The sequence below is a fragment of the Ruminiclostridium sufflavum DSM 19573 genome (assembly GCF_003208175.1).
Lineage (GTDB): Bacteria > Bacillota > Clostridia > Acetivibrionales > DSM-1351 > Ruminiclostridium > Ruminiclostridium sufflavum.
This window is the reverse complement of record NZ_QKMR01000032.1, coordinates 1-23066: the sequence shown is the minus strand read 5'-3', so window position 1 is coordinate 23066 and position 23066 is coordinate 1. Positions and strand designations below refer to the sequence as shown.

Here is a 23066-nt window from a genome sequence, read left to right as displayed (position 1 = left end):
CCCCCTATCCGTTAACGGATAAGGTCCTATAAAACTTATGGCAGAACTCGCGAGCTGCTGTGGGAATGATAATTAAGGAGGTGAAATGTCATTAAGAGGCTTGGGAAAAAGATAAATACAAAGAAAGAAACACTGCAGGCATATTTGTGCGAATGCGCCTGCATCCAGAATTGTATAATTGGGGTTCCGGATTTTGCACCGCAAATAACTTTGATTAGCGGGAACAGGGCTTGAAATTAATTTATAAGGAGGCAGAAATATGAAAAAATTAGGGAAGAAGCTAAGCAGTGATAATACAACCTTACAGGCATACCTCTGCAATTGTGATATAGCGTGCATTGGTAATTGCTATAGTGGACCACCAGATTGGGCTCCACAAACTGGATTGGTTAGTGGAAGTAGGAGATAGAAGTGAATGTAATCGGATTGAATTTATTCAATCCGATTACATTTGTAGATATCATAACAGATGTAGGATAAAAAAGCATATATTTTTATATTGAAGGAGTTGTCTGCTTATGAATAATAAAGTGTACGAAGGCTTACAAAAAATATTTTGCAAAAGATTTAACATAGAACTGGAATCGTTAAATACAATTAAACTTGATAATAATCTTCTGGGTAAGGAGTGGTGCTTAGAACCAAGGGATTTGCTGTATTTATTCTTTGATATTGAAAATGAATTCGGAATTAAGATACCGGAGGATGTGATAGAGGACGGGAGGTTCAGCAGTATAAGCAATATTGCGGATATTATTTCAGATATTATTGCAAACAGGGTAGCTTGATATAGAGTTGAAAGCCTTCCACAATAAAATATAGGGATGAGATTTTATAATTTTTCGGGGAAATATTTCTTTCAACGCGGTTTGGGTTTGTATGATTTTTTGCTGTAGGAGGCTTTAGCCGATAGTAATTAACTTTTGTTCAAAGTTCAAAAGCAGTACTGATAAGTGAGAAAAGTAGGGTGATAAGCAAATGGATAAGCTACCCGTTAATATTGCGGTAATAGATGATGGAATAAGTGAAGGTCTTTACGGCATAGGTAAGCTGGAGCAGAATATACAAATAACGCCTGAGCTCCGGATATGCCAAAGGACAGGCTATGATTTGACTGCTTCCTCACATGGCACTACCTGTGCGGCTATAATAAGAAAATATGCTCCGGAAGCGGTTTTGAGCAGTGTTAAGATACTTGGCGAAAATACAATGCGAGGTATGAAGGAACAGCTTGTCGAAGCGCTGGATTGGTGCGTTAAGAATAATATTAAGCTTATAAATTTAAGCCTTGGCACTATAGATTTTAAGGATTTTAATTTAATTAAGCCGGCGGTAGACCTTGCGTGTGAAAGCGGGATTGTAATCGTTGCAGCTTGCAATAACAGGGATATATATACTTGTCCCGCATCGCTGCCGAATGTAATCGGTGTAAAATGTGATACAACCGATACCCTTGGAGAAGGAGATATCGCATATAACAGTGCTGATTCTGCCGGGATAGAGATAACCGCATACTCGAAGCATAAACTGACAAAAAGCCCGGGCATTATTACAGCGACAGGTGTCTGCAACAGCTATGCCGCGCCTCTCGTCACTGCCTGCGTACATAATATTTTAAGAGAAAAGCCTTGTATTACTTTTAAAAACCTTTTAAAGGAATTAGAAAAAAAATCCTGCAGTAATTTTAATGAAAAAGCTATTTGCCGGCAGGATATTCATAAAAGTCCAAAAATTGATATAGATATCCCAATCCTTGCAGTTTATAATTTCGAAAACGGGTTTGAATACGATGTTGAAAGGGAGTTGTGCAGATTATTCAGAAAAGACGGGTATAATGCAATTTATGCATGCAATGATAAATATGAAGAAGAAATAATAAATGGTATTGTTTCAATTAATAGCTGCGAGGATGATAAAAGCAGTATTTCTATTGAAGGGATAACCAGAATTTATACGGTCTACGATCCGGATATTATTATAGCAGGAATTAATTTGAGAGGAAGGAATACTTTTTGCCGGAAGGAAATTGAGTTGCCATTTGAAACCGATATAAAAATTTTTACTTCTGATATTTTCCGCAGGGATATTGCAGAAATGATGAAAGAGAGTAAGGCTGCTTTATTGCTGACACGCAGTTGTACGGATGCAAGCGAATGGCTTGGTTCAAATATATTTAAGTACTCAAATGAAGCAACCATCTCTGAGCTTTATTGCCATATATTAAAGCTTTTTGAGAAGGATGAAAAAAGCAGGGCATAGAGGATGTATGAACCCTGTAGCTGACATTGGAATATCTTTTATTCTACAAAATATGACACATATTAACTGCAATTACATAAAACTGAGTATATGGTTAATAATGATTGACGAAATATGGCTAAAAGAATATAATTACAGGTATGAAGCTGTATATAGACAGATGTTGTCGAGCTGCTTAAAAAGCAAGCAGTACTTAAACCTATAAAAGGAATATACGCATATCGGCGGAAGCCTTTAAAATATCAATGCTTTTCAGTGTATACGGTATGCATTAACTAACTGCAATTATAAATGCTATGGACTGGAGGTCCGGACAGATAAATTGCGAAGTTATCAAGGGGGATATGTTAACATGCTTAGGAGATGGATTAGTTTTGCATTGATAGTGCTTATGTCTGCCGCTATTTTGGGTACGGGCTGTTCTGATAGCAAGGGATCAGAAGCTGCTTCGGCTGCCGGAAGTACGGCGGATTCATCGGATAGCTCTGAAAAGGTACTTGGTGTTTGTTATTTTTCGCAGATGGATACTCTGAATGCAACTGTACTGAGTAATTTTAAAAGGATTCACAGTGATGTAAATGTCAAAGAAAAGGTGCTGGATCCGGAAGATTTTGATTCGTTCCAGTTGCAGTTTCAGGCTGAGCTTGCGGCAGGACAGGGAGCTGATGTTATATTTCTGCCTGCATGGTGTCTGCCGAACGATTACAAATTAATGCGTGACGGTGTTTTATGTGATTTAAGTACGCTTATTTCCGAGGATGAAGAGCTTAAAATTGAAAATTATAATAAAACAATATTGGATACAGGGATATATGATGGAAAAAGGTATATTATACCTATAGATTATTGCTTTAGCTATTTTTATACGTATAAGACAGTAATGGGTGACTTGAAGCTTGAAACAAGCAATTGGACCTGGGATGATTTACTCAAGGCTGCAAAGGAATACTTTAACAGCAGTAATGGGAAGTATTTTCTTGAGCCTGATTTTAATTTCTGGGATATGAAATATTCTGATAAAAATTCTTATGTAAATTATGACAAAAAGACTTCAAACTTTAATTCGGAGGGCTTTATTAAGCTGTTGCAGACATATAAGGAGCTTCTTCCATATGTTTGTCCCAATGAAGCAGAGCAGGAGGAAACTGACAGTGAAGAAAGAATAAAGCTAAGCGTACTTAGAACTGAGAATTATACTGGAGTGGTTAAAAATGCTCAGGGAGTGGTAAAGCCATTTAATGAGGAACCAATTTTTATACCTTATCCGACTTTAGACGGGGTAAGCAATGTTAATGCATTCGCAACAAATATTGCGGCAATTACATCAAAATGCAAATACAAGGAAGAAGCCTTCGATTATATAAAGATTTTACTCTCAACAACAATTCAAAATGACGAAACCTTTAATGCACCTGTGATGAAATCGGTATTTGAAGAACAGAGCAAAACTTTTAAGCCTGTATCGGAATCAAAAACCTCTATTACAAATATATTTGGAAAAATAAACAGCTGTACTTTAGGTGATGGAAGCGTAGACGAAATAATCAAAGCTGAGCTTCCTGCTTTCGTCAGCGGCAATAAAACAGCTGAGCAAACGGCAAAGGCTATTGATGAAAAGGTTAATGCCTATTTGAAGGAATAGAAATTTAATATTTATAAAATTTCTTTGGAAAATTGAAGGTAAGAGTCTAAGACCCTGTCTTGTAAAGGGTTTTGGACTCTTTTTTTCTTAACGGCACAAGTATACTATATTTATGAGCTGTTTTCCGGCATAAATATTAAATATTTAGACAGCACCGGCCTAACGGCGGAAAATATGTATAAATACAGCTTTTCTGTGACCCAAGTCCAATCCTTTAATTGCAATGTCACATTACGGACTGACAGCATATACTGTAATATGGAGTAAAGGAAGTCAATTGATTTTATAGCGCCTGTAAATAGTGAATTAACTCAGCTGGAAAAGTTGAGTTAGAGTAGCAGAAATTAAAGCGGAGAGTGATATTTTTTGAGAATACATGTTGTAAAACCCGGAGAAAGCATATATACAATTGCACAGCAGTATAGGGTTTCCCCGCAAAAGATTATATCTGATAATGAACTTTCGAATCCCAATCAGCTTGTAATAGGGCAGACAATTGTGATACTCGAAGGAACCCGGAGGCATACGGTTGAGCCGGGAGAAACATTATATTCCATTGCCCGAGATTATAGAATTCCTGTTGAAGAGCTTATTAAAGCCAATCCTGAGATAACGAATCCTTCTATGATTTATGCAGGGCAAAATATAATAATTCCTCCGATGACGATGAGCTTCGGGACTATAGAGGTCAATGGATATGCCTTTCCAAATATTAATATGGAGGTTCTGAGAAAGACTCTTCCGTATCTGACGTATCTCAGCATATTCAGCTATCAGGTAAAGCCTGACGGATCCTTGACTTCAATAGAGGACACTCCGCTGATAAGTGCCGCAAGAGCGGCAGGTGCCGCGCCCATTATGGTAATAACCAACATTAAGGAAGGCGGAAGCTTTGACAGTGATCTGGCACATACGATACTGAATGATACGGAGGTTCAGAATAAGCTGATAGATAATGTGACAAAAACTTTAAAAGCTAAAGGATACCGGGGACTTGACATAGATTTTGAATATATATATGCTGACGACCGGGAAAAATATAATGATTTTCTGAGAAAGATTGTTTCGGTGCTAAGACCTCTCGGATATACCATCGCTACAGCTGTTGCACCCAAAATATCGGCTGACCAGCCGGGGGTGCTTTATCAGGGGCATGATTATCCGGTTCACGGCGCGCTTGTTGATCATGTGATAATTATGACATATGAATGGGGGTTTACTTATGGGCCGCCTATGGCTGTAGCTCCTTTGAACCAGGTAAGGAGAGTAATAAATTATGCGGTGACGGCAATACCGCGTCAAAAAATATTAATGGGTATACCTAATTATGGCTATGATTGGACACTTCCTTACGAAAAGGGTACGGCTGCCAGAGCCTTATCAAATCCGGGCGCTGTGGAGCTGGCATATGAAGTGGGCGCAAACATACAATATGATCCTATAGCTCAGTCTCCTTTCTTCAGATATTATAAATCGGGAAGGCAGCATGAGGTATGGTTTGAGGATGCGAGAAGCATACTGGCAAAATTAAAGCTGGTAAATGAATATAAGCTCGGAGGTGTAAGCTACTGGACAATAGGAAGGTATTTCCCTCAGAATTGGCTGGTTTTAAATTCCGTATACAATATAAAAAAGGTTTGAAGTTATCCTCTATAGGAATATAAAGAGCTGCAAAACAAATCTCATATACAATAAAAACGTCAATTACAGGAATCCGAAAAACGGTGTTCAACATTTCGAAAGCCTCAAACGGTAATTGATTCCTGTAATATATGTATATTATTGTATTTGACTTGGCTTTGCAGCTTTTTATTTTACAAATAAATTACGTTATGTGCTTGATAATAATACTAATTGTGATAAAATAGTCCTGTAAATTTTCTATGCAAACTTGCTTTTATTATCTGTTTAATTTTGTCTGATGAATTTAATATTGAATAGATTTTTGTTGAATGGATAATATAAAAGCGCGGGATACTAAATATAGGAGGAAAAGTATGAATTTTTTGGAGAAAAAATTTCAACTCAAGGAAAATGGCACAAATGTCAGGACTGAAATAGTTGCTGGTATGACTACCTTCTTTACCATGGCATACATCATTTTTGTAAACCCCAATATTCTGGGGCAAACCGGTATGCCTAAAGGCGGTATATACGTAGCAACAATTCTTGCAGCAGTGATAGGCACTCTTATTATGGGATTAGTTGCAAATGTTCCTTATGCACAAGCTCCCGGTATGGGTCTGAACGCATTCTTTACATTTACGGTTGTTTTCGGACTGGGTTATGAGTGGCAGCAGGCATTAGCAATGGTTTTTATTTGCGGTATTATTAACATTATTATTACAGTGACTCAAATAAGAAAAATGATTATCAAGGCGATTCCTGAATCGCTGCAGTTGGCTATCGGCGGAGGTATTGGTCTTTTTATTGCATACATAGGCTTTAAAAGTGCCGGTTTCCTGAAGTTTACTTCAGAGGGAACTTCAAGTTCTCCTTTTATGGATATGATTGGGACAAAGGCTGATGCTGCCACTGTTGTTGCTGATGGGGCAAATGTTGTTCCTGCTTTTGTAAATTTTGCGGCTCCTGCAGCGCAGCTTGCTTTAATCGGACTTGCTATTACAGTCGTTCTAATGCTTTTAAAGGTCAAGGGGGCTATGCTTATTGGCATAGTTACAACTACGCTGATTGGTATACCTATGGGAGTTACATCCTTATCGACGTCAACGCCTTATAATGTTTCAGATATAACACAAACAGCGTTTAAGCTTGACTTTACCGGACTTTTCAGTGATCCAAGGACTATTCCCATTGTTCTTATAACTATTCTGGCCTTTACTCTTTCGGATACCTTCGACACAATCGGAACATTTATAGGAACAGGAAGAAAGAGCGGAATATTTGATGACAAGGATGAAGCAGAGCTTTTCTCGGGCAGAGGATTCAAATCAAAGATGGACAAGGCTCTATTTGCTGACGCTACCGCAACTTCTATCGGTGCTCTTTTAGGAACATCGAATACCACAACCTACACTGAAAGTGCAGCAGGCATCGGCGCTGGCGGTAGAACCGGTTTTACGTCAATTGTAACAGCAATATTCTTTGCTGCCTGTTTGTTATTTGCACCTGTGGCAGGGGTTATACCGGCGGCAGCGACTGCTCCTGCACTTATTATTGTTGGTGTTTTGATGATGGGATCATTTGCTAAAATCAGATGGGAAGATTTTGACGAAGCGCTTCCGGCATTCTTTACTGCAGTAGTTATGCCTTTTGCTTACAGTATTTCAAGTGGTATATCCACAGGGTTTATATTCTATGTGGTGGTGAAAATATGCAAAGGCAAGGCTAAAGAGGTTCATCCTATTATGTATATAGTGACAGGCTTATTCATAATTAATTATGTAGTCAGTGCATTATTCCTGTAAATATTTTAAAAATTCAGTTTTTAAACCGGGATTAATAGATAAGGAATCGGGGATTAACATAATCTTTTAAAGCCGGATAATTTTTAAAAATAGAAAGGCTGCAGTAAGCACATGCTTGTATTATGCTGCTGAAGGTTGTGGATACTTCGGTTACATGATATAAAGGATGCTATCGGCAGCCTTTTTTATGCTTTATTGAAGCCGTTTGATATTCGCTGCTATATTATTGCTTTTTGCAAATTATGCACTGTCACAGATATCTGCCTGCTGCGTGTATTTTATTAAAATCAAGAATTAATTGACGATGGTTACTACTGAAATGAAGGAATTTGAAAGATGCTTTTGTTTTTTGTATACAAAAAGGTACATGCAATTTTAGAGCTTTAAACATTTCTTTTTTTATTAAAATAGATATTGATTACTTTGATAAGAAAAAATTAAGCTGGCTAAAAAATCCTTTTGTGTACAGAGTTTGCAGATAATTTTATTGATAGCCTGGGCTTTGTATATATATGCATACATGAAATTTTGGGTAGCACAAACTTGCAAATTTTATTTAAAAAATTAACAAATATTCTTAAAAGAGTTGTTGAAATTTATGGCTTTGTATGGTAACATGGTTAGTGAAAAAATTAACTAAATCTATTGCTTACATAATGCGAATAGTAAGGTGTAAATCACAAATACTACTCATTGATAGCACTATATTTTTTATAAATTGAAGGGAGAATTGTAATGACTACAAACGTTAAATTGCAAGCGTGGGTTAAAGAAATGGCTGACATGTGTCAACCGGATCAGATTTATTGGTGTGATGGTTCTCAGGAAGAATACGACCGCCTTATGCAGGGAATGGTTGATGCAGGAATGGCAGAACCGTTAGATCCTGAAAAACGTCCGGGATGTTTTTCATTTAACAGTGATCCATCCGATGTTGCTCGTGTAGAAAATAGAACATATATTGCTTCAAAAACCAAGGAAGCAGCTGGACCAACAAACAACTGGATTAACCCTGATGAATTGAAGGAAACCATGAAGGGCTTATACAAAGGTTGCATGAAGGGCAGAACTATGTATGTTATACCATTTTCAATGGGACCTATCGGTTCACCTATATCAAAGATAGGTGTTGAATTGACTGACAGTGCATACGTTGTTTGTAACATGCGTATAATGACACGTGTTGGTGCAAAGGTACTTGAAACACTTGGAGGTAATGGCGAATTCGTACCTTGCCTGCATTCAGTAGGAGCTCCTAAGGAAGCAGGACAAAAGGACGGAAAATGGCCTTGTGCTCCAATGGAAAAGAAATATATAAGCCATTTCCCTGAAGAAAGAACTATATGGTCCTTTGGTTCAGGATACGGCGGAAATGCATTGCTGGGTAAAAAATGCTTTGCTCTTCGTATAGCATCAGTTATTGCTCGTGATGAAGGCTGGCTGGCTGAGCACATGTTGATTCTTAAGTTAACAAGCCCTAAGGGTGTGGTTAAATATATCTGCGGTGCATTCCCAAGTGCTTGCGGAAAGACTAATCTTGCTATGCTGGTTCCAACAATTCCGGGCTGGAAGGTTGAAACTATCGGAGATGATATAGCTTGGATGAAATACGGCAAGGATGGCAGACTTTACGCTATTAATCCTGAAGCAGGGTTCTTCGGAGTTGCTCCTGGAACTTCATTAGATTCAAATCCAAATGCAATGCACAGTATTGAAAAGAATACTATATTCACAAATGTTGGTGTTACCGATGACAAGGATATATGGTGGGAAGGTATGGGAGTTGATGCACCTGATCATCTTATCGACTGGAAAAACAATGATTGGACTCCGGCATCAGAGGCTCCTGCAGCTCATCCAAACGCTCGCTTTACAGCACCGGCTAGCCAGTGCCCTGTTATAGCTCCTGAGTGGGAAGATCCTGCAGGTGTTCCGATATCCGCTATATTGATAGGCGGACGTCGTCCAAGTACTATTCCTTTGGTTCATGAAAGCTTTGACTGGAAGCATGGTGTATTTATGGGTTCTATCATGGGTTCAGAAATAACTGCTGCGGCTATATCTGACAAGATAGGTCAAGTTCGCCGTGATCCGTTTGCTATGCTGCCATTCATGGGATATAATGTATGCGATTATTTACAGCACTGGTTGGATGTTGGAGCTGCTTCAACTGAAGACAAATTGCCGAAGATATTCTATGTTAACTGGTTCCGTAAGGATAAAGACGGCAAGTGGTTATGGCCTGGTTACGGAGAAAACAGCCGTGTTCTTAAATGGATTTGTGAAAGAGTATCAGGAGAAGGCGAAGCTGTTAAGACTCCTATTGGTTATATGCCGACTACAGATGCTATTGACACTACAGGTCTTGATGTATCAGCTGATGATATGGCAGAGCTTCTCAAGGTTAATAATGAAGAATGGCTGAAAGAGGTTGAGTCAATAAAGGCTCACTATGAAAACTACGGCCGTATGCCTCAGGAATTGAAGAATCAGCTTGAAGCTCTTGAAGCTAGATTGAAGGCATAATAAGATTTAGTAAATCTTTTATTAGGGGGACTGTTGCAAAACTGCTGTTATACGGTGGTTTTGAGACAGTCCTTTAGCTTTTGGAGGATTGCTCCTAAGCCATAATTATGTGCCGGAAACAGGTGCTGCGAATTAAGTTAATCTGAAATTTGGCAGCCAAAAAGTTGATTTATTTAATAAAATGAAAGTCTGAATAAACAGGTTTCAGAAAGAGGGTAAAAATGAAGGCATTAATAACAGGGGCCAGCTCGGGGATAGGACGGGATATGTCCATAATTTTAAGCAAAAAAGGGTATGACTTGATTCTTGTAGCACGCAGAGCGGAAAGGCTTGAAGAACTGAAAGGCATTTTATCCACTGGTGTTCAGGCAATATGCCTTGATTTATCAAAGGAAGAAGCCTGTTTTGAATTATATGAGCAGGTCAGGAAGCAAGACATAGATATTTTAATAAACAATGCGGGCTTTGGCATTTTTGGAACATTTGACAGTTCGGACATTCAAGATGAGCTAAGAATGCTTGACACAAATATAAAAGCTGTCTGCATTCTTACAAAGCTGTTTTTACGGGACCTTAAAAGAAAGAACTCGGGATATATTTTAAATGTTGCTTCATCTGCTGCTTTTCTGCCGGGCCCGTTGCTATCAGGCTATTATGCCTCCAAGGCATATGTGCTTAGACTGACACAAGCTATATATGAGGAATTACGCAGGGAAGGAAGCAGGGTATACATCGGCTCGCTTTGCCCGGGGCCCGTTGATACTGAATTTAATCAGACGGCAAATGTTAAAATGAGCCTTAAGGGCTTAAGCAGTAAATATGTTGCAGAATATGCAATAGAAAGGATGTTTGAGAGAAAATTAACCATTATCCCCGGCACAATAATGAAATTATCCGCCTTTTTTGAAAAGTTTGTTCCTGAAAAGCTGTTGCTTAGAATTGTATATCATGTGCAGAAGAAAAAATGCGGGATTTAAAAGCTCTCTAAAATGAAGTCCTGTCAGTAAGTTATCAGTGCATCGGTATTATACCTACGGATGCGCTTTTTTCTTGTTTTTAACTGTTATCTCTCCAATACTACCAAAAAGTAATAAAATATAATTAAAAATTTGGATTATAATTAATAATTTTGTAAAATATGATAAAAATAAATTGACAAAATACACCATTACAGTCATAATATTCTTGGGTGCTGTTTAGTAGTAATCGATTACTACGCTTGGAGGTAAAAAATGGAATATGTAATGGATAGAAAAGACAGTTTGATTTTAACCGCAATTGAAATACTTGATGAGTTCGGTATACAAGGACTGTCTACAAGAGAAATCGCAAAACGCCAAGGTGTTTCAGAGGCCACATTGTTTAGGCATTATAACAAAAAAAGCGATTTGATTCTCGCAATGCTGGACTTTGATTCAAAGTATGATTCCGATATTATGACCACAGTTAAAATTAAAAAATTAAAACTAAGAGCAGCTATCATTTTTTTTATAAATTCATATGCAGAGTACTATGAGAATTATCCCGCTGTAACGGCAGTTTCACAAGCATATAATGTTTTGGCATGTGATCCGCAGTTTGCCGGAAAGGTTAAAAATGCATTTTTTGCAAAGCTTTGCTTTATTCAGGAGATTATTATGGAGGCGCAAAAAGCAGGCGAATTAAGCAGGGGTATTGACAGCGAAAGCCTATCTTATCTGATATGGGGTTCTTTTATGTCAATATGCCTTAATTGGCGGTTTAACAAATATAATTTTTCGTTGAAGGAATGTACTCTTTCTACACTGGAAATGACTCTTGACTCGTTTGAAATTAAATAAAGATTTCTAAGGGGGTGTGTGCTTATGTCTGAATATTCAATAGATGATCCGATACTTGATATGTACATATTTGAAACCAATCAACAGATTGAACAGCTTGAGAGTGCTGTACTGGAAAGTGAGAAGTCAGGTGACTATGCTTCTGACACCATAAATGACATATTCAGAGTTATGCATACCATAAAAGGTTCCTCTGCAATGATGCTTTTTAATAATATATCACTTTTGGCACATGCTATGGAGGACCTTTTTTATTTTATACGTGAAGAGAAGCCACAGGATTATGATTGCTCCGCATTGTCCGATCTTATCTTGGAGGGTGTGGACTTTATCAAGGTGGAGCTCGAGAAGATAAAAGCGGGTGATAGTCCCGATGGAGAAGCTGAAAATATTATATCCGGTATTAAAGGCTTTTTGTCTGTGCTTAAACAAGGAAGCCCGGAGGCGGCAGATACAAAAGAAGAGGTGCAGCCGCAGGAGGATAAGCAGCAGTACTATATTCCCCATGAGAAAAATATTGTTCGGGAATACAGCTGTGTTTACAGAGCCGCTGTCTATTTTGAGGACGGCTGTGAAATGGAGAATATTCGTGCATACACAGTTGTTCATAATTTAGAAGAGGTCACAGATGAAATGTACTACATACCTGATGATATTATGGATAATGATAGTAGCTCCCAGACTATACGTGACAATGGCTTTACAGTTTATTTCAAGGCAAATAAGAGCTATGAGGAAATGCAGGAAATATTATCGCAGACTATATTTTTAAAAGCAATAGAACTTGAAAAAATTGAAGAAAAAGCCTTTGAAGAACACAAAATGCAAAAGAAGGATAAAACCCAGCTTTGCGGGCTTGCCCCGGAAAATTCACCTGTAACTGCAATTGAGCTTCAAGATAAGCTTAATTTGGAAAAACCGGAAAGAGAAAATCAGTCACAGGCCTCACAAGGCATCATAAGTGTGAATGTTCTCAAGCTGAATAAGCTTATGGATTTAGTGGGAGAAATGGTAGTGGCTGAGGCTATGGTAACTCAGAATCCTGATCTGAAAGGTCTTAATCTTGAAAATTTCCAAAAGGCGGCCAGACAGCTGAAAAAAATATCCGGTGAGCTTCAGGATATGGTGATGTCTATACGTATGGTGCCTATTTCAGGCACTTTTAATAAAATGCACCGTATTGTGAGGGATATGAGTAAAAAGCTTGATAAGCAGATTTCTTTAGAGATTATCGGTGAAGAGACTGAGGTGGATAAAAATATAATAGAGCATATTTCTGATCCCTTGATGCATGTTGTCAGAAATTCCATCGATCACGGAATAGAAGCCACCGAGGACAGGGTCGCAGCCGGAAAGACAGCTACAGGCACTATAACCATTGAAGCCAGAAACGCGGGAAGCGATGTTCTTATAATCGTTAAGGATGACGGAAGAGGTCTCAACAAGGAAAAAATACTCATGAGAGCCAGAGAAAACGGATTGATTAAAAAGCCCGAAAATCTGATGACAGATAAAGAAATATATTCCCTTATATTTTTACCGGGCTTTTCTACTAAAGACAGAATTACGGAGTATTCCGGCCGGGGTGTAGGCATGGACGTTGTTACAAAAAATATTGAGGCAATTGGCGGAACCGCTTGGGTGGATAGCGCTCCGGGAGAGGGCTCTATAACCACTATGAAAATCCCTCTGACGCTGGCCATTATTGATGGCATGAATATCAGAGTGGGGAAATCCTGTTACACAATACCTACCACAGATATCAGAGAATCCTTCAGACCTTCGGAAAAGGATATAATCAAAGACCCTGACGAAAATGAAATGATCATGGTCAGAGGAAGCTGTTACCCCATTCTTAGATTACATAAAATATACAATCTGGTATGCGATACTACGAAATTCAGTGAAGGTGTACTTATTATGGTTGAAAATCAGGAAAAAACGCTTTGTATTTTTGCCGATGAACTGTTAGGTGAGCAGCAGGTGGTTGTAAAAGCATTGCCCGAATATATCCGGCAATTCAAAAAATCAAGGGACCTTGCCGGATGTACACTCTTGGGAGATGGAAACATCAGCCTGATACTGGACAGTGGGAGACTGATGAACTAGGAAAGAGAAGCCGTAATTGAGAAAACTCTGTATGTGTGGGGCAGGTTCTTTGAACAGCATTTTATTAAAGGAAGGGGATGAAAAGATGGCAAATATTATAGGCAATTCTGTAGAAGTGGAGGAGGATACTCAAAAAGACAGATATCTGACATTTTCAATCTGCAATGAAAGTTATGGAATAGAGATAAAATATGTTACAGAGATCATAGGAATACAGGCTATTACAGAAATACCCGAGCTTCCTGAATACGTTAAAGGAATAATTAATTTAAGGGGTAAAATTATTCCTATAATGGATGTAAGGCTTCGCTTTAAAAAAGAGTCAAGGGAATATAATGACAGAACCTGTGTAATAGTAATTGATATTAATGATCTCTTTATTGGACTGATTGTTGACAGTGTATCCGAGGTGCTTACAATTCCCGAGCAGGATGTTGTTGACCCTCCGCAGATGAACAGAGGCTTCAATAATAGGTACATAAAGAAAATAGGAAAAATCGGAAGTGAGACAAGACTGCTGCTTGATTGTGAAAAACTGCTTACAGATGATGAGTTTGAGGTTTTAAGTGATAGCATATAAAATGATAATTCCAAAATAAAGGAGTGCTGACTTATGAAATGGTTTTACAATTTAAAGATTGCTACAAAGCTATTATTGGGATTCGCCATAGTTGCATTGATTTCGGGAGCTATTGGAGTATATAGTATAATAGAGATTAAAACATTAAGCAAAAATGAAATGATAATGTATGAGCAAAACACAAAGCCGATTGAAAATATGGGTTATATAAATTTGCAATTTCAGCGGATTCGTATAAACTTAAGAAATATAATTTTAGATTCCGGCAACTCAGAAGCTTATACTGACAAAATCGAGCAGTATTATTCGGATATTTATAAATATATTAAAGATTACCGAAATGAGCTTTCAACTATAGAGGAAGGCAAGGAATTAGATGCTCTAGCAGCATTGCTGGAAGAGCAAAGAACACTTGACAATAATATTGTGAACCTTGTGCTGGCGGGACAAGCAGAACAGGCGGAAGAAAGCCTCCTGAAAGAGGTTGATACCGCCGCAAGAAATGTTGAAGCACAGACAGCAAAGCTTTTAGATTACAACATTAAGCTGGCGTCAAAAACTTCGTCATCCGACAGCAAGTCGGCAGATGCAGCGATGCTGGTTATGGGTATACTTGTGGCATTGGGAGTAGTTTTATCGGTAGTGCTTGGACTGTTTATATCAAATACAATCAGTAAGCCTATAAAAATGATGGCGATTGCTGCGGATAATATTGCTGCCGGCAATATAAACACGAATATAGAAATAAAAACCAAGGATGAGCTAGGGAGGCTTGCAGGTGCTTTCGGAGAAATAATTGCAGCGGTCAATAAGCTGGCAATGGATGTAAATATGCTGGCAGAAGCAGCTATAGAAGGTAATCTGGAAATAAGAGCAGATTCATTTAAGCATCAGGGAGAGTTCAGAAGGCTGGTTGAGGGAGTAAATAATACCCTTGACTCAATTATCCATCCCATAAATGAGGTGCAGCTGGTAATGAAAGCTCTGTCTGTAAATGATTATACCCAGGAAATTACCGGTGAATACACAGGCTCTCTCAATGAACTGGCGGAGTCGGTTAATGATGTGCGTAAGAGGCTTTTGAGCGTTCAGGATGCTGTGGTCAAGGTTTCCAAGGGAGATACAAGCAGACTTGAGGAGCTGCAAAGAATCGGAAGAAGATCTGAAAATGATCAGCTGATGCCGGCTTTGTCTGAAATGATGAGCACAATCAGAAGCCTGATTCAGGATACAGGAAGACTTGCAAGTGCTGCTATAAACGGAGATCTGGAGGTCAGAGGGAATATCAGCAGGTTTGAAGGCGGATTTTCAAATATTATTGAGGGAATGAACTGTACAATGGATGCGGTGGCACAGCCTCTGAAAGAAATAGCGGCCGTTATGGGTGAGATGGAGCAAGGAAATCTGACTGTTAAAATGGTTGGCGAGTATGAAGGAGCATATACCAAGGTCAAAGATAATATCAATTTTACTATTCAAACTTTTAATAATATGATGAATGAAATAAATAATGCCGCGCAGCAGGTCACTTCCGGATCAAAACAGATATCGGATTCAAGTATTGCACTATCGCAGGGAGCAACTGAACAGGCAAGCTCGGTAGAAGAATTAACTGCTTCTCTCGAAGAGATTTCATCTCAGACAAGGCTGAATGCACAAAGTGCGAATCAAGCCAATGAACTTGCCGAAAATGCCAAGGAACATGCTGTAAAAGGGAATTCACAGATGAAGGATATGCTCAAGGCAATGGAACAGATTAATGAGTCTTCGGCAAATATATCCAAAATTATAAAGGTTATTGATGATATTGCTTTCCAGACAAATATGCTTGCACTGAATGCGGCAGTTGAGGCGGCAAGAGCGGGACAGCACGGGAAAGGCTTTGCAGTGGTGGCAGAGGAAGTCAAGAACCTTGCGGCCCGTTCAGCTAATGCAGCGAAAGAGACTACAGAAATGATTGAAGGCTCAATCAAAAAATCAGAAGAAGGAACAAAAATAGCAAAGGAAACTGCGGAGGCTCTCAATAAGATTGTTACTGAAATTGAAAAGGTGGCCAATATAGTAAATGATATTAATGTTGCTTCCAGCGAACAGGCTTTAGGTATTGAACAAATCAATCAGGGAATTATGCAGGTGTCTCACGTTGTCCAGACTAACTCGGCAACCTCTGAAGAAGCCGCGGCGGCAAGTGAAGAGCTGTCAACCCAGGCAATGCTGATGCAGCAAATGGTTTCAGAATTCAAGCTTTCACAAAATGATGAAAATCAGGGGAACCCTAATGATTTAAACCCTGATGTCCTGAACATGATAAATGACATGTCAGAAAAAAAAAGAAAAATGGATTTAAGTAATATGAGGGGAAATAATGAAATGATGGGCTCAAGGAGAACGAAAATTGCACTGAGTGACAATGAATTCGGAAAGTACTGAAAAGGTGCTTGAGCTTAGGGCTGTTGTAAGAATATTTCGCCAGAATTATTGGACGGATGTTTTATATGGCAGCCCTTCCCTTTTGGAGGGGGTACGGCTGTGCTTACAATAACGGATGAAGAATTTTTGCAATTAGCAGCTTATATCAAGGAAAATTACGGTATAAATCTGAAAGAAGAAAAGAAGGCTTTGGTGTCAGGAAGGCTTTATAATGTACTTTTGCAAAATAACATAAACAATTATTCGGAGTATGTTAAGTATATATTTGAAGATAAAACAGGAACTGCTGTAACTACTCTGGTTAATAAAATAACTACAAATCATACCTTTTTTATGAGGGAAGCGGAGCATTTTTATTATTTGAGAGACAGTATACTTCCATATCTGACAGCTAAGGGAAAAGACAAGGATATCAGAATCTGGAGCGCAGGCTGCTCGTCAGGTGAGGAACCCTATACATTAGCGATGCTGATAGATGAATTTCTGGGAAAAGAAAAAATTTTCTGGGATTCCAGAGTATTAGCTACAGATATTTCAGACAGAGTGCTTGAGCTTGCAAAAAATGGGGTATATAGTAATGAAGGAATTGAGGCGCTTCCTGCTTCATGGAAAGCTAATTATTTCAGTAAAATCAGTATGGAAAAGTATGAAATTATTGATAAAATAAAGAGTGAAATCATATTCAGAAAATTTAATCTGATGGATGAAACCTTTCCCTTCAGACGAAAATTTCATGTGATATTTTGCAGGAATGTAATGATTTATTTTGATGAGCAGACTAAACATAAGCTGGTGGAGAAGTTTTATAATTCACTGGAACGCGGCGGCTATTTATTTATTGGGCACTCAGAGTCTCTGAACAGAAAAGAGACAAAGTTTAAGTATTTAAGACCTGCGGTATACAGGAAGGAATAATTTAAGCATATTTTAAAAACTGAGTACGAGGTGAAAAAATGCCGGTTTTGAAAAAAATCCGTGTTCTTGTTGTAGATGATAGTCATTTATATAGAGAGGTATTATCAAAGGGTATTTCCACAGACCCATATATTGAGGTTGTCGCAATGGCTGTGGATCCATTCGATGCCAGAGATAAGATTCTTAAATACAAGCCGGATGTAATGACCTGTGATATTGAAATGCCGAAGATGAACGGAATTGAATTTCTAAAAAGACTTCTTCCCCAATATCCTATACCGGTTATAGTGGTCAGCGGTGTCAGTGAGTCTGTTTTTGAAGCCATGAATGCAGGTGCGGTTGATTTTGTTACAAAGCCTGACGTACAATCAGTTAAAGGTATAGAAAAATTTTTAGGAGATTTAATTATAAAGATTAGAATTGCCTCAAAGGCTAAAATAGGAGAAATTGAAAGCTCAAATATTACAGATATAGTATCGGAGCAAAATACCGATACAGGCAGAATTATAGCAATCGGCGCATCTACCGGAGGTACAGAGGCTTTGTACAATATTTTGAAGGCTATGCCCGTTACTGCGCCGGGCATAGTTGTTGTCCAGCATATTCCTCCTGTGTTTTCACGTATGTTTGCCGAAAGGCTGGACAAACAGACACACCTGCGTGTTAAGGAAGCACAGCCCGGTGATTTTGTCGAGCAGGGTAAAGTGATTATAGCCCCCGGAGACCAGCAAATGAAGGTTATTAAGGTTGGAAAACGATATAACATAGAGCTTGGAGGAAAAGAGAAGGTAAATGGCCATTGTCCCTCGGTGGATGTGCTTTTTGAGTCAGTAGCCAAGGCAGCCGGAAACAAGGCTGTCGGAATAATTCTGACGGGTATGGGATATGACGGGGCAAAGGGGCTGCTTGCAATGAAAAGAAAGGGAGCAAGGACCATAGGACAGGATGAAAAATCCTCAGTTGTATATGGAATGCCAAAGGTGGCATTTGATATCGGTGCTGTGGAAAAGCAGACATCCCTTGAAAAAATACCTCAATTAATTTTTTCAATGTTAAAATAGCTTGCAGGTAAAAGGATAGCATATTATGGAGCTGTAAAAATCTTTTTATTCTTATCATAAAGCATAGGAGCAGTTTTTAATGGGTAATGATCAGAGGTATATCACACTTTCCAGCATAGGTGATGGAATTATTTGTACAGATATCAACGATAAAATAACGTTTATTAATAAAGCAGCGGAAAATATGACCGGATGGACGCGTGATGAGGCTCAAAGCAAAAGCTTGACAGATATATTCTGTATTATTGACGCGGCTACCGGAATTAAATATGAAAGCCCTTTTTCATCTGAAGTTAAGGAGAACGCAGCAAAGGGGCTTAGAAGGAATTCTCAGCTTGTAACTAAGTACGGAGATAAAAAATACATATCTGCAAGCTGTTCTCCCGTTGTTGAAAAAAATGTCACTGTTTCAGGCAGTGTAATAGTTTTTCGGGACATTACAAATATAAGAAAAATAGAGGAGGCAGTCAAAATTGAACGTAATAATATTATGACAATTATTCAGATTGCTCCGATTGGTGTTATTTTTCTTGATGAGAATTTTATAATTAACCTTGCCAACAAGTGGGCGCTGTCTTTTTTGCAGTCTGAACTGAATGCCGTAACAGGAAAGAGAGTATGTGATGTTTTTGGATGCATTTACAGCTTGAGAAAAAACTATTTAGAAAGAAGGATATGTAAATCCTGCAGGTTCAACAGGACTATGCAGGAAGTGATAAATTCAGGCACGCCTTTTAATGATGTCATGTTTAAGTGTAATTTTTTCAGAGATGGAAGTGTTTTCCGATGCTATCTCAAGGCAAGCCTTACACCTGTTATATTTAACGGAGAAAACAGAATAATGGTTATTTTCGACGATGTCACCGAGCTGAAGCGCGCGAAAGAAGAGGCTGAGGCTGCTAATAAGGCAAAAAGTGAATTTTTAGCCAATATGAGCCATGAAATCAGAACTCCAATCAATGGAATTATGGGGATGATTGATCTTAGCCTTATGACAGATTTAAATTCTGAACAAAAGGAAAATATGAATATAGCAAAGTCATGTGCAGATTCGCTTCTTACCCTTATAAATGACATACTGGATTTTTCAAAACTGGAAGCCAGCAAAATGGTTCTTGATAATAAATGCTTTGCTCTCAGAGATTTTATTGAAGAGGTAATAAAAGCTCATGGACCTCACGCCGGAGAAAAGGGACTGGAGCTAAAATATACGCTGCCCTTTGATATACCCGAGAATATTTATGGAGATTCCAACAGGCTCAGGCAGATTTTGAACAATATTATTAATAATGCAATTAAATTTACCCGGAGAGGGGATATCACATTATCAATACGCAAGGTGGCTTGTGAGAAAAAAGAAGTGACTTTGCAGTTTGATGTGGCAGATACGGGTATTGGTATTGAACAGAAGGACATGGGAAAGCTTTTCAAGACTTTTATACAAATAGACGGCTCCTTTACCAGAAAATATAAGGGAACAGGCTTGGGGCTGGTAATTTCAAAACAGCTTGCAGAAATGATGGGAGGTAAAATGTGGTATGAAAGTGAAAAAGGAAAAGGGAGTACATTTTACTTTACTGCAAAATTTAAAATAGGGGAAAAGGGTGATAAATTACAGGCATCGGATAATTCCTGCGGGATTGTCAAAGCTCGAAACGCAATGAGGATACTTGCAGTAGAAGATGTTGATTTTAACCAGAATGTAATAGTAAGAATGCTTGAGAAGGCAGGACATTCCGTAGATGTTGCGAATAATGGATTAGAGGCATTGGAGTGGCATTCCAGAAAAAACTATGATCTCATTCTTATGGATATACAGATGCCTGAGATGGATGGAATTGAAACTACCAGAATTATTCGGAAGAAGGAAGAAAACAGGCTTCATACTCCGATAGTTGCATTGACTGCGTTTGCACTGAAAGGGGACAAGGAGCGTTTTATGTCTGCCGGTATGGACGACTATATTTCTAAGCCGATAAAAATTGACGAATTAAGAGCTATACTTGAAAAGGCACATGAATTTAAAATGCAGGCAAAAATAGATATAAACAAGGAAGCGAGAATAACAGATGAAGGAGATATCCTTTTTATAGAAAAAGACAAGGATATTTGCCTGAACATAGAAGAAAACTATACTGTTATAGAAAAAATGGAATGCTATATTAAGGAATTTTCCAAGATAAATATTGATAAAAATTGTCTGGGGGATTTTGAAAGTATAGCCCATAAGATAAAAATCCTTGCTATTCAAATTGATGCCGAGGCAATAAAAAATGCCGCCTTCAAAGCGGAATTGGCAGCGAGACGTGAAAATCTAAGAGAAGTTGTTGATTATGTTGTTCAAATTCAGCACGAACTTGAACACCACAAGGAGTTTATTTCCCGCAATCAAGGAGAAGGCATTGAAAATAAATAAATACTTACGGGAGGAAATTCAGATGAAGATATTGATCGCTGAGGATGATTTGGCCAGCAGAAAGTTTTTGAGCAAATTCCTTTCACAATACGGAGAATGTGATTTGGTAGTAGACGGATTAGAAACGATAGATGCATACATGATGGCTTTAAAGGAAAATCATCTTTATGATTTGGTATGCTTGGATATTATGATGCCTAAGGTAGACGGGGTGAAAGTATTAAAAACAATCAGGGATTTGGAAATTCAGAAGGGCATTCTCCCTGAAAAACGTGCAAAGGTAATAATGACAACAGCTCTGGCGCAGGCAGAGTACGTAAATAAGGCCTTTGAATATGATTGTGATGCATATGCCTCGAAGCCTATTGATATTGAAAAGTTTAAAAGGGTTATGGCCAAACTGAATTTAATTCGAACGTAGCAAACAATCCCCCACGGCTTAATTCAGGGATTATTTTTGTACATAATTTTATAAAAATGCTTTGGGGTGACTCCATATTCAGCTTTAAATGCCCTGAAAAAATTTGAGTAATCCCCAAAGCCGCATTGCTCGTAAACGCTGATAATCGGGAATCCTTTTAATATGAGGTATTTTGCCTGTATTAATTTCTTCTGGACGATATATTTGTGCAGGGTAGTACCCGAGTATTTTTTAAACTCCCTCAGCAGATGGTATTTGCTTATAAAGAACTGTTCAGAAAGTTCGTCTATTGTGATTTCTTCATCTAAATGACTATTTATATACTGAATTATTTCGTCTATCAGATTGTTTTTCTTTATATCTACATCAAGCTTATCTATATTATTATATAAAAGCATATTTATGTTGACTAAAAGCTCAATAATGTATGCTTTAAAAAGAAGATCGCTGCCTATTCCTCTATAGTTTTCAAACGCAATAATTTTTTGCAGGATAGCTTTGATATTTTGCTGCATTTCAAAGCTTATCCTTATAACGGTTTCTTTATCAGGGTCTTCAAAGCATTTCGCAAGATGTGTTTCATCAGTGGATAGATTTTTTAAAAAGGATTTATTTATCCAAAGGACTATTCTTTCATATGGAACCTTATGATTATTGATAATCGCCTGATGAAGCTCTGTGGAGTTCATAAGAATAATATCACCGGGTTTTAAGGAATATGTTTTTCCTTCGGTTAGGTAGGTTACATCACCTGATATAAAAAAATAACATTCATAAAAATCATGGTGGTGCAGGCTCACATGCTCAAGGTATGTATCTGAATAATGAAATATTTCATAGTCCTTTGAAAGCATATACTGGCGTGTCTGATAGCTGTGATGCTTTTTTTTCATAATTTCACACCCCCATTTGTATAACGGCTACGGTAATTGCGGATTCGAGCCTTACAGAGATAAAATGTCAACTGTAATAATATCAAGACGAGCTCATAAAGTCAATTATGGTTGAAACCTTCGCCTTCCATGCGAACATATGCTTTCAAGCATTTATTTGAAGGTTTCAACGGTTTGGGTTTTAGGGTTTGTACTTCAGGAGGCTTTAGCCTCAAGTCATGACCACCCGTAAAACGGGTGGCTTGTGCTAGCCCTATAAGGGCTTGTTACCGGCTAGCGCCTAAAGACGCTGGCTTTCACTTTGTTCAAGCTACTATTGCCCTTGCCATCTTTGCCGCCCCTAAAGGGACAAACGTACTACTTGCTACCCCTTGAAGGGGTCTTCATACTCTTTTACACTTAGTTTATCCACCATAATATCGTGCTTCTCCTGCTCTTGGATATACTTCCTAATAGTTGCTTCGTTTAAACCTACTGTGCTTATATAATATCCTTCTGCCCAAAAATGTCTGTTCCCAAACTTATACTTTAAATTTGCATGTTTATCGAATATCATCAATGCGCTT

General features: G+C 38.2%; 19 protein-coding genes. 17 read left to right on the top strand and 2 right to left on the bottom strand.

Features of this window, described 5'->3' with window-relative positions:
• Nucleotides 1-90: 90 nt before the first annotated feature.
• The 17 genes from LY28_RS19855 (at nucleotide 91) to LY28_RS17965 (ending at nucleotide 21607) form a co-directional block, all read left to right on the top strand.
• Complete coding sequence (locus LY28_RS19855; protein ID WP_110463570.1) at nucleotides 91-234, top strand: CLI_3235 family bacteriocin precursor; 144 nt, start codon at nucleotides 91-93, stop codon at nucleotides 232-234.
• Nucleotides 235-259: 25 nt separating this feature from the next.
• Nucleotides 260-409: a CLI_3235 family bacteriocin precursor gene (locus LY28_RS19850; protein WP_110463569.1), complete on the top strand. Its 150-nt coding sequence runs from the start codon at nucleotides 260-262 to the stop codon at nucleotides 407-409.
• A 109-nt stretch (nucleotides 410-518) separates the two neighbouring features.
• Nucleotides 519-788, top strand: a complete 270-nt coding sequence (locus tag LY28_RS18040; protein ID WP_110463568.1) for a peptide maturation system acyl carrier-related protein — start codon at nucleotides 519-521, stop codon at nucleotides 786-788.
• A 190-nt stretch (nucleotides 789-978) separates the two neighbouring features.
• Nucleotides 979-2259 carry a S8 family peptidase gene (locus LY28_RS18035; RefSeq protein ID WP_110463567.1) on the top strand — a complete coding sequence of 427 codons (1281 nt, stop codon included), beginning with the start codon at nucleotides 979-981 and terminating at the stop codon, nucleotides 2257-2259.
• Between the two features lie 352 nt (nucleotides 2260-2611).
• The gene (locus tag LY28_RS18025) at nucleotides 2612-3901 is read left to right on the top strand and encodes an ABC transporter substrate-binding protein (RefSeq protein WP_110463565.1); all 1290 of its coding nucleotides are present in this window, start codon (nucleotides 2612-2614) and stop codon (nucleotides 3899-3901) included.
• 366 nt (nucleotides 3902-4267) lie between these two features.
• Nucleotides 4268-5542, top strand: coding sequence for a LysM peptidoglycan-binding domain-containing protein (locus LY28_RS18020; protein ID WP_110463564.1), 1275 nt, complete (start codon nucleotides 4268-4270; stop codon nucleotides 5540-5542).
• A gap of 356 nt (nucleotides 5543-5898) precedes the next feature.
• Complete coding sequence (locus LY28_RS18015) at nucleotides 5899-7329, top strand: NCS2 family permease (RefSeq protein ID WP_110463563.1); 1431 nt, start codon at nucleotides 5899-5901, stop codon at nucleotides 7327-7329.
• A 735-nt stretch (nucleotides 7330-8064) separates the two neighbouring features.
• Nucleotides 8065-9855: a phosphoenolpyruvate carboxykinase (GTP) gene (locus LY28_RS18010; RefSeq protein WP_110463562.1), complete on the top strand. Its 1791-nt coding sequence runs from the start codon at nucleotides 8065-8067 to the stop codon at nucleotides 9853-9855.
• A 221-nt stretch (nucleotides 9856-10076) separates the two neighbouring features.
• Nucleotides 10077-10832 carry an SDR family NAD(P)-dependent oxidoreductase gene (locus LY28_RS18005; protein ID WP_110463561.1) on the top strand — a complete coding sequence of 252 codons (756 nt, stop codon included), beginning with the start codon at nucleotides 10077-10079 and terminating at the stop codon, nucleotides 10830-10832.
• Between the two features lie 255 nt (nucleotides 10833-11087).
• Entirely contained in the window at nucleotides 11088-11675 is a 588-nt protein-coding gene (locus LY28_RS18000; protein WP_110463560.1) for a TetR/AcrR family transcriptional regulator, read from the top strand.
• 24 nt (nucleotides 11676-11699) lie between these two features.
• Nucleotides 11700-13784: a chemotaxis protein CheA gene (locus tag LY28_RS17995; RefSeq protein WP_110463559.1), complete on the top strand. Its 2085-nt coding sequence runs from the start codon at nucleotides 11700-11702 to the stop codon at nucleotides 13782-13784.
• A gap of 85 nt (nucleotides 13785-13869) precedes the next feature.
• Nucleotides 13870-14364 carry a chemotaxis protein CheW gene (locus LY28_RS17990; protein WP_110463577.1) on the top strand — a complete coding sequence of 165 codons (495 nt, stop codon included), beginning with the start codon at nucleotides 13870-13872 and terminating at the stop codon, nucleotides 14362-14364.
• 33 nt (nucleotides 14365-14397) lie between these two features.
• Nucleotides 14398-16794: a HAMP domain-containing methyl-accepting chemotaxis protein gene (locus tag LY28_RS17985; RefSeq protein WP_110463558.1), complete on the top strand. Its 2397-nt coding sequence runs from the start codon at nucleotides 14398-14400 to the stop codon at nucleotides 16792-16794.
• Between the two features lie 99 nt (nucleotides 16795-16893).
• Nucleotides 16894-17709 carry a CheR family methyltransferase gene (locus tag LY28_RS17980; protein WP_110463557.1) on the top strand — a complete coding sequence of 272 codons (816 nt, stop codon included), beginning with the start codon at nucleotides 16894-16896 and terminating at the stop codon, nucleotides 17707-17709.
• Between the two features lie 38 nt (nucleotides 17710-17747).
• The gene (locus tag LY28_RS17975) at nucleotides 17748-18770 is read left to right on the top strand and encodes a protein-glutamate methylesterase/protein-glutamine glutaminase (RefSeq protein WP_110463556.1); all 1023 of its coding nucleotides are present in this window, start codon (nucleotides 17748-17750) and stop codon (nucleotides 18768-18770) included.
• Between the two features lie 79 nt (nucleotides 18771-18849).
• The gene (locus tag LY28_RS17970) at nucleotides 18850-21186 is read left to right on the top strand and encodes a PAS domain-containing hybrid sensor histidine kinase/response regulator (protein ID WP_110463555.1); all 2337 of its coding nucleotides are present in this window, start codon (nucleotides 18850-18852) and stop codon (nucleotides 21184-21186) included.
• A gap of 22 nt (nucleotides 21187-21208) precedes the next feature.
• On the top strand, nucleotides 21209-21607 hold the full coding sequence (locus LY28_RS17965) for a response regulator (protein WP_110463576.1): 399 nt from the start codon (nucleotides 21209-21211) through the stop codon (nucleotides 21605-21607).
• Between the two features lie 23 nt (nucleotides 21608-21630).
• On the opposite strand, the gene LY28_RS17960 is transcribed toward LY28_RS17965, so the two are convergent.
• The gene (locus tag LY28_RS17960; protein WP_110463554.1) at nucleotides 21631-22500 is read right to left on the bottom strand and encodes an AraC family transcriptional regulator; all 870 of its coding nucleotides are present in this window, start codon (nucleotides 22498-22500) and stop codon (nucleotides 21631-21633) included.
• A gap of 364 nt (nucleotides 22501-22864) precedes the next feature.
• Nucleotides 22865-23066 (bottom strand): transposase (locus LY28_RS17955; RefSeq protein WP_207658140.1); only part of this gene is annotated, 202 nt, incomplete at its 5' end.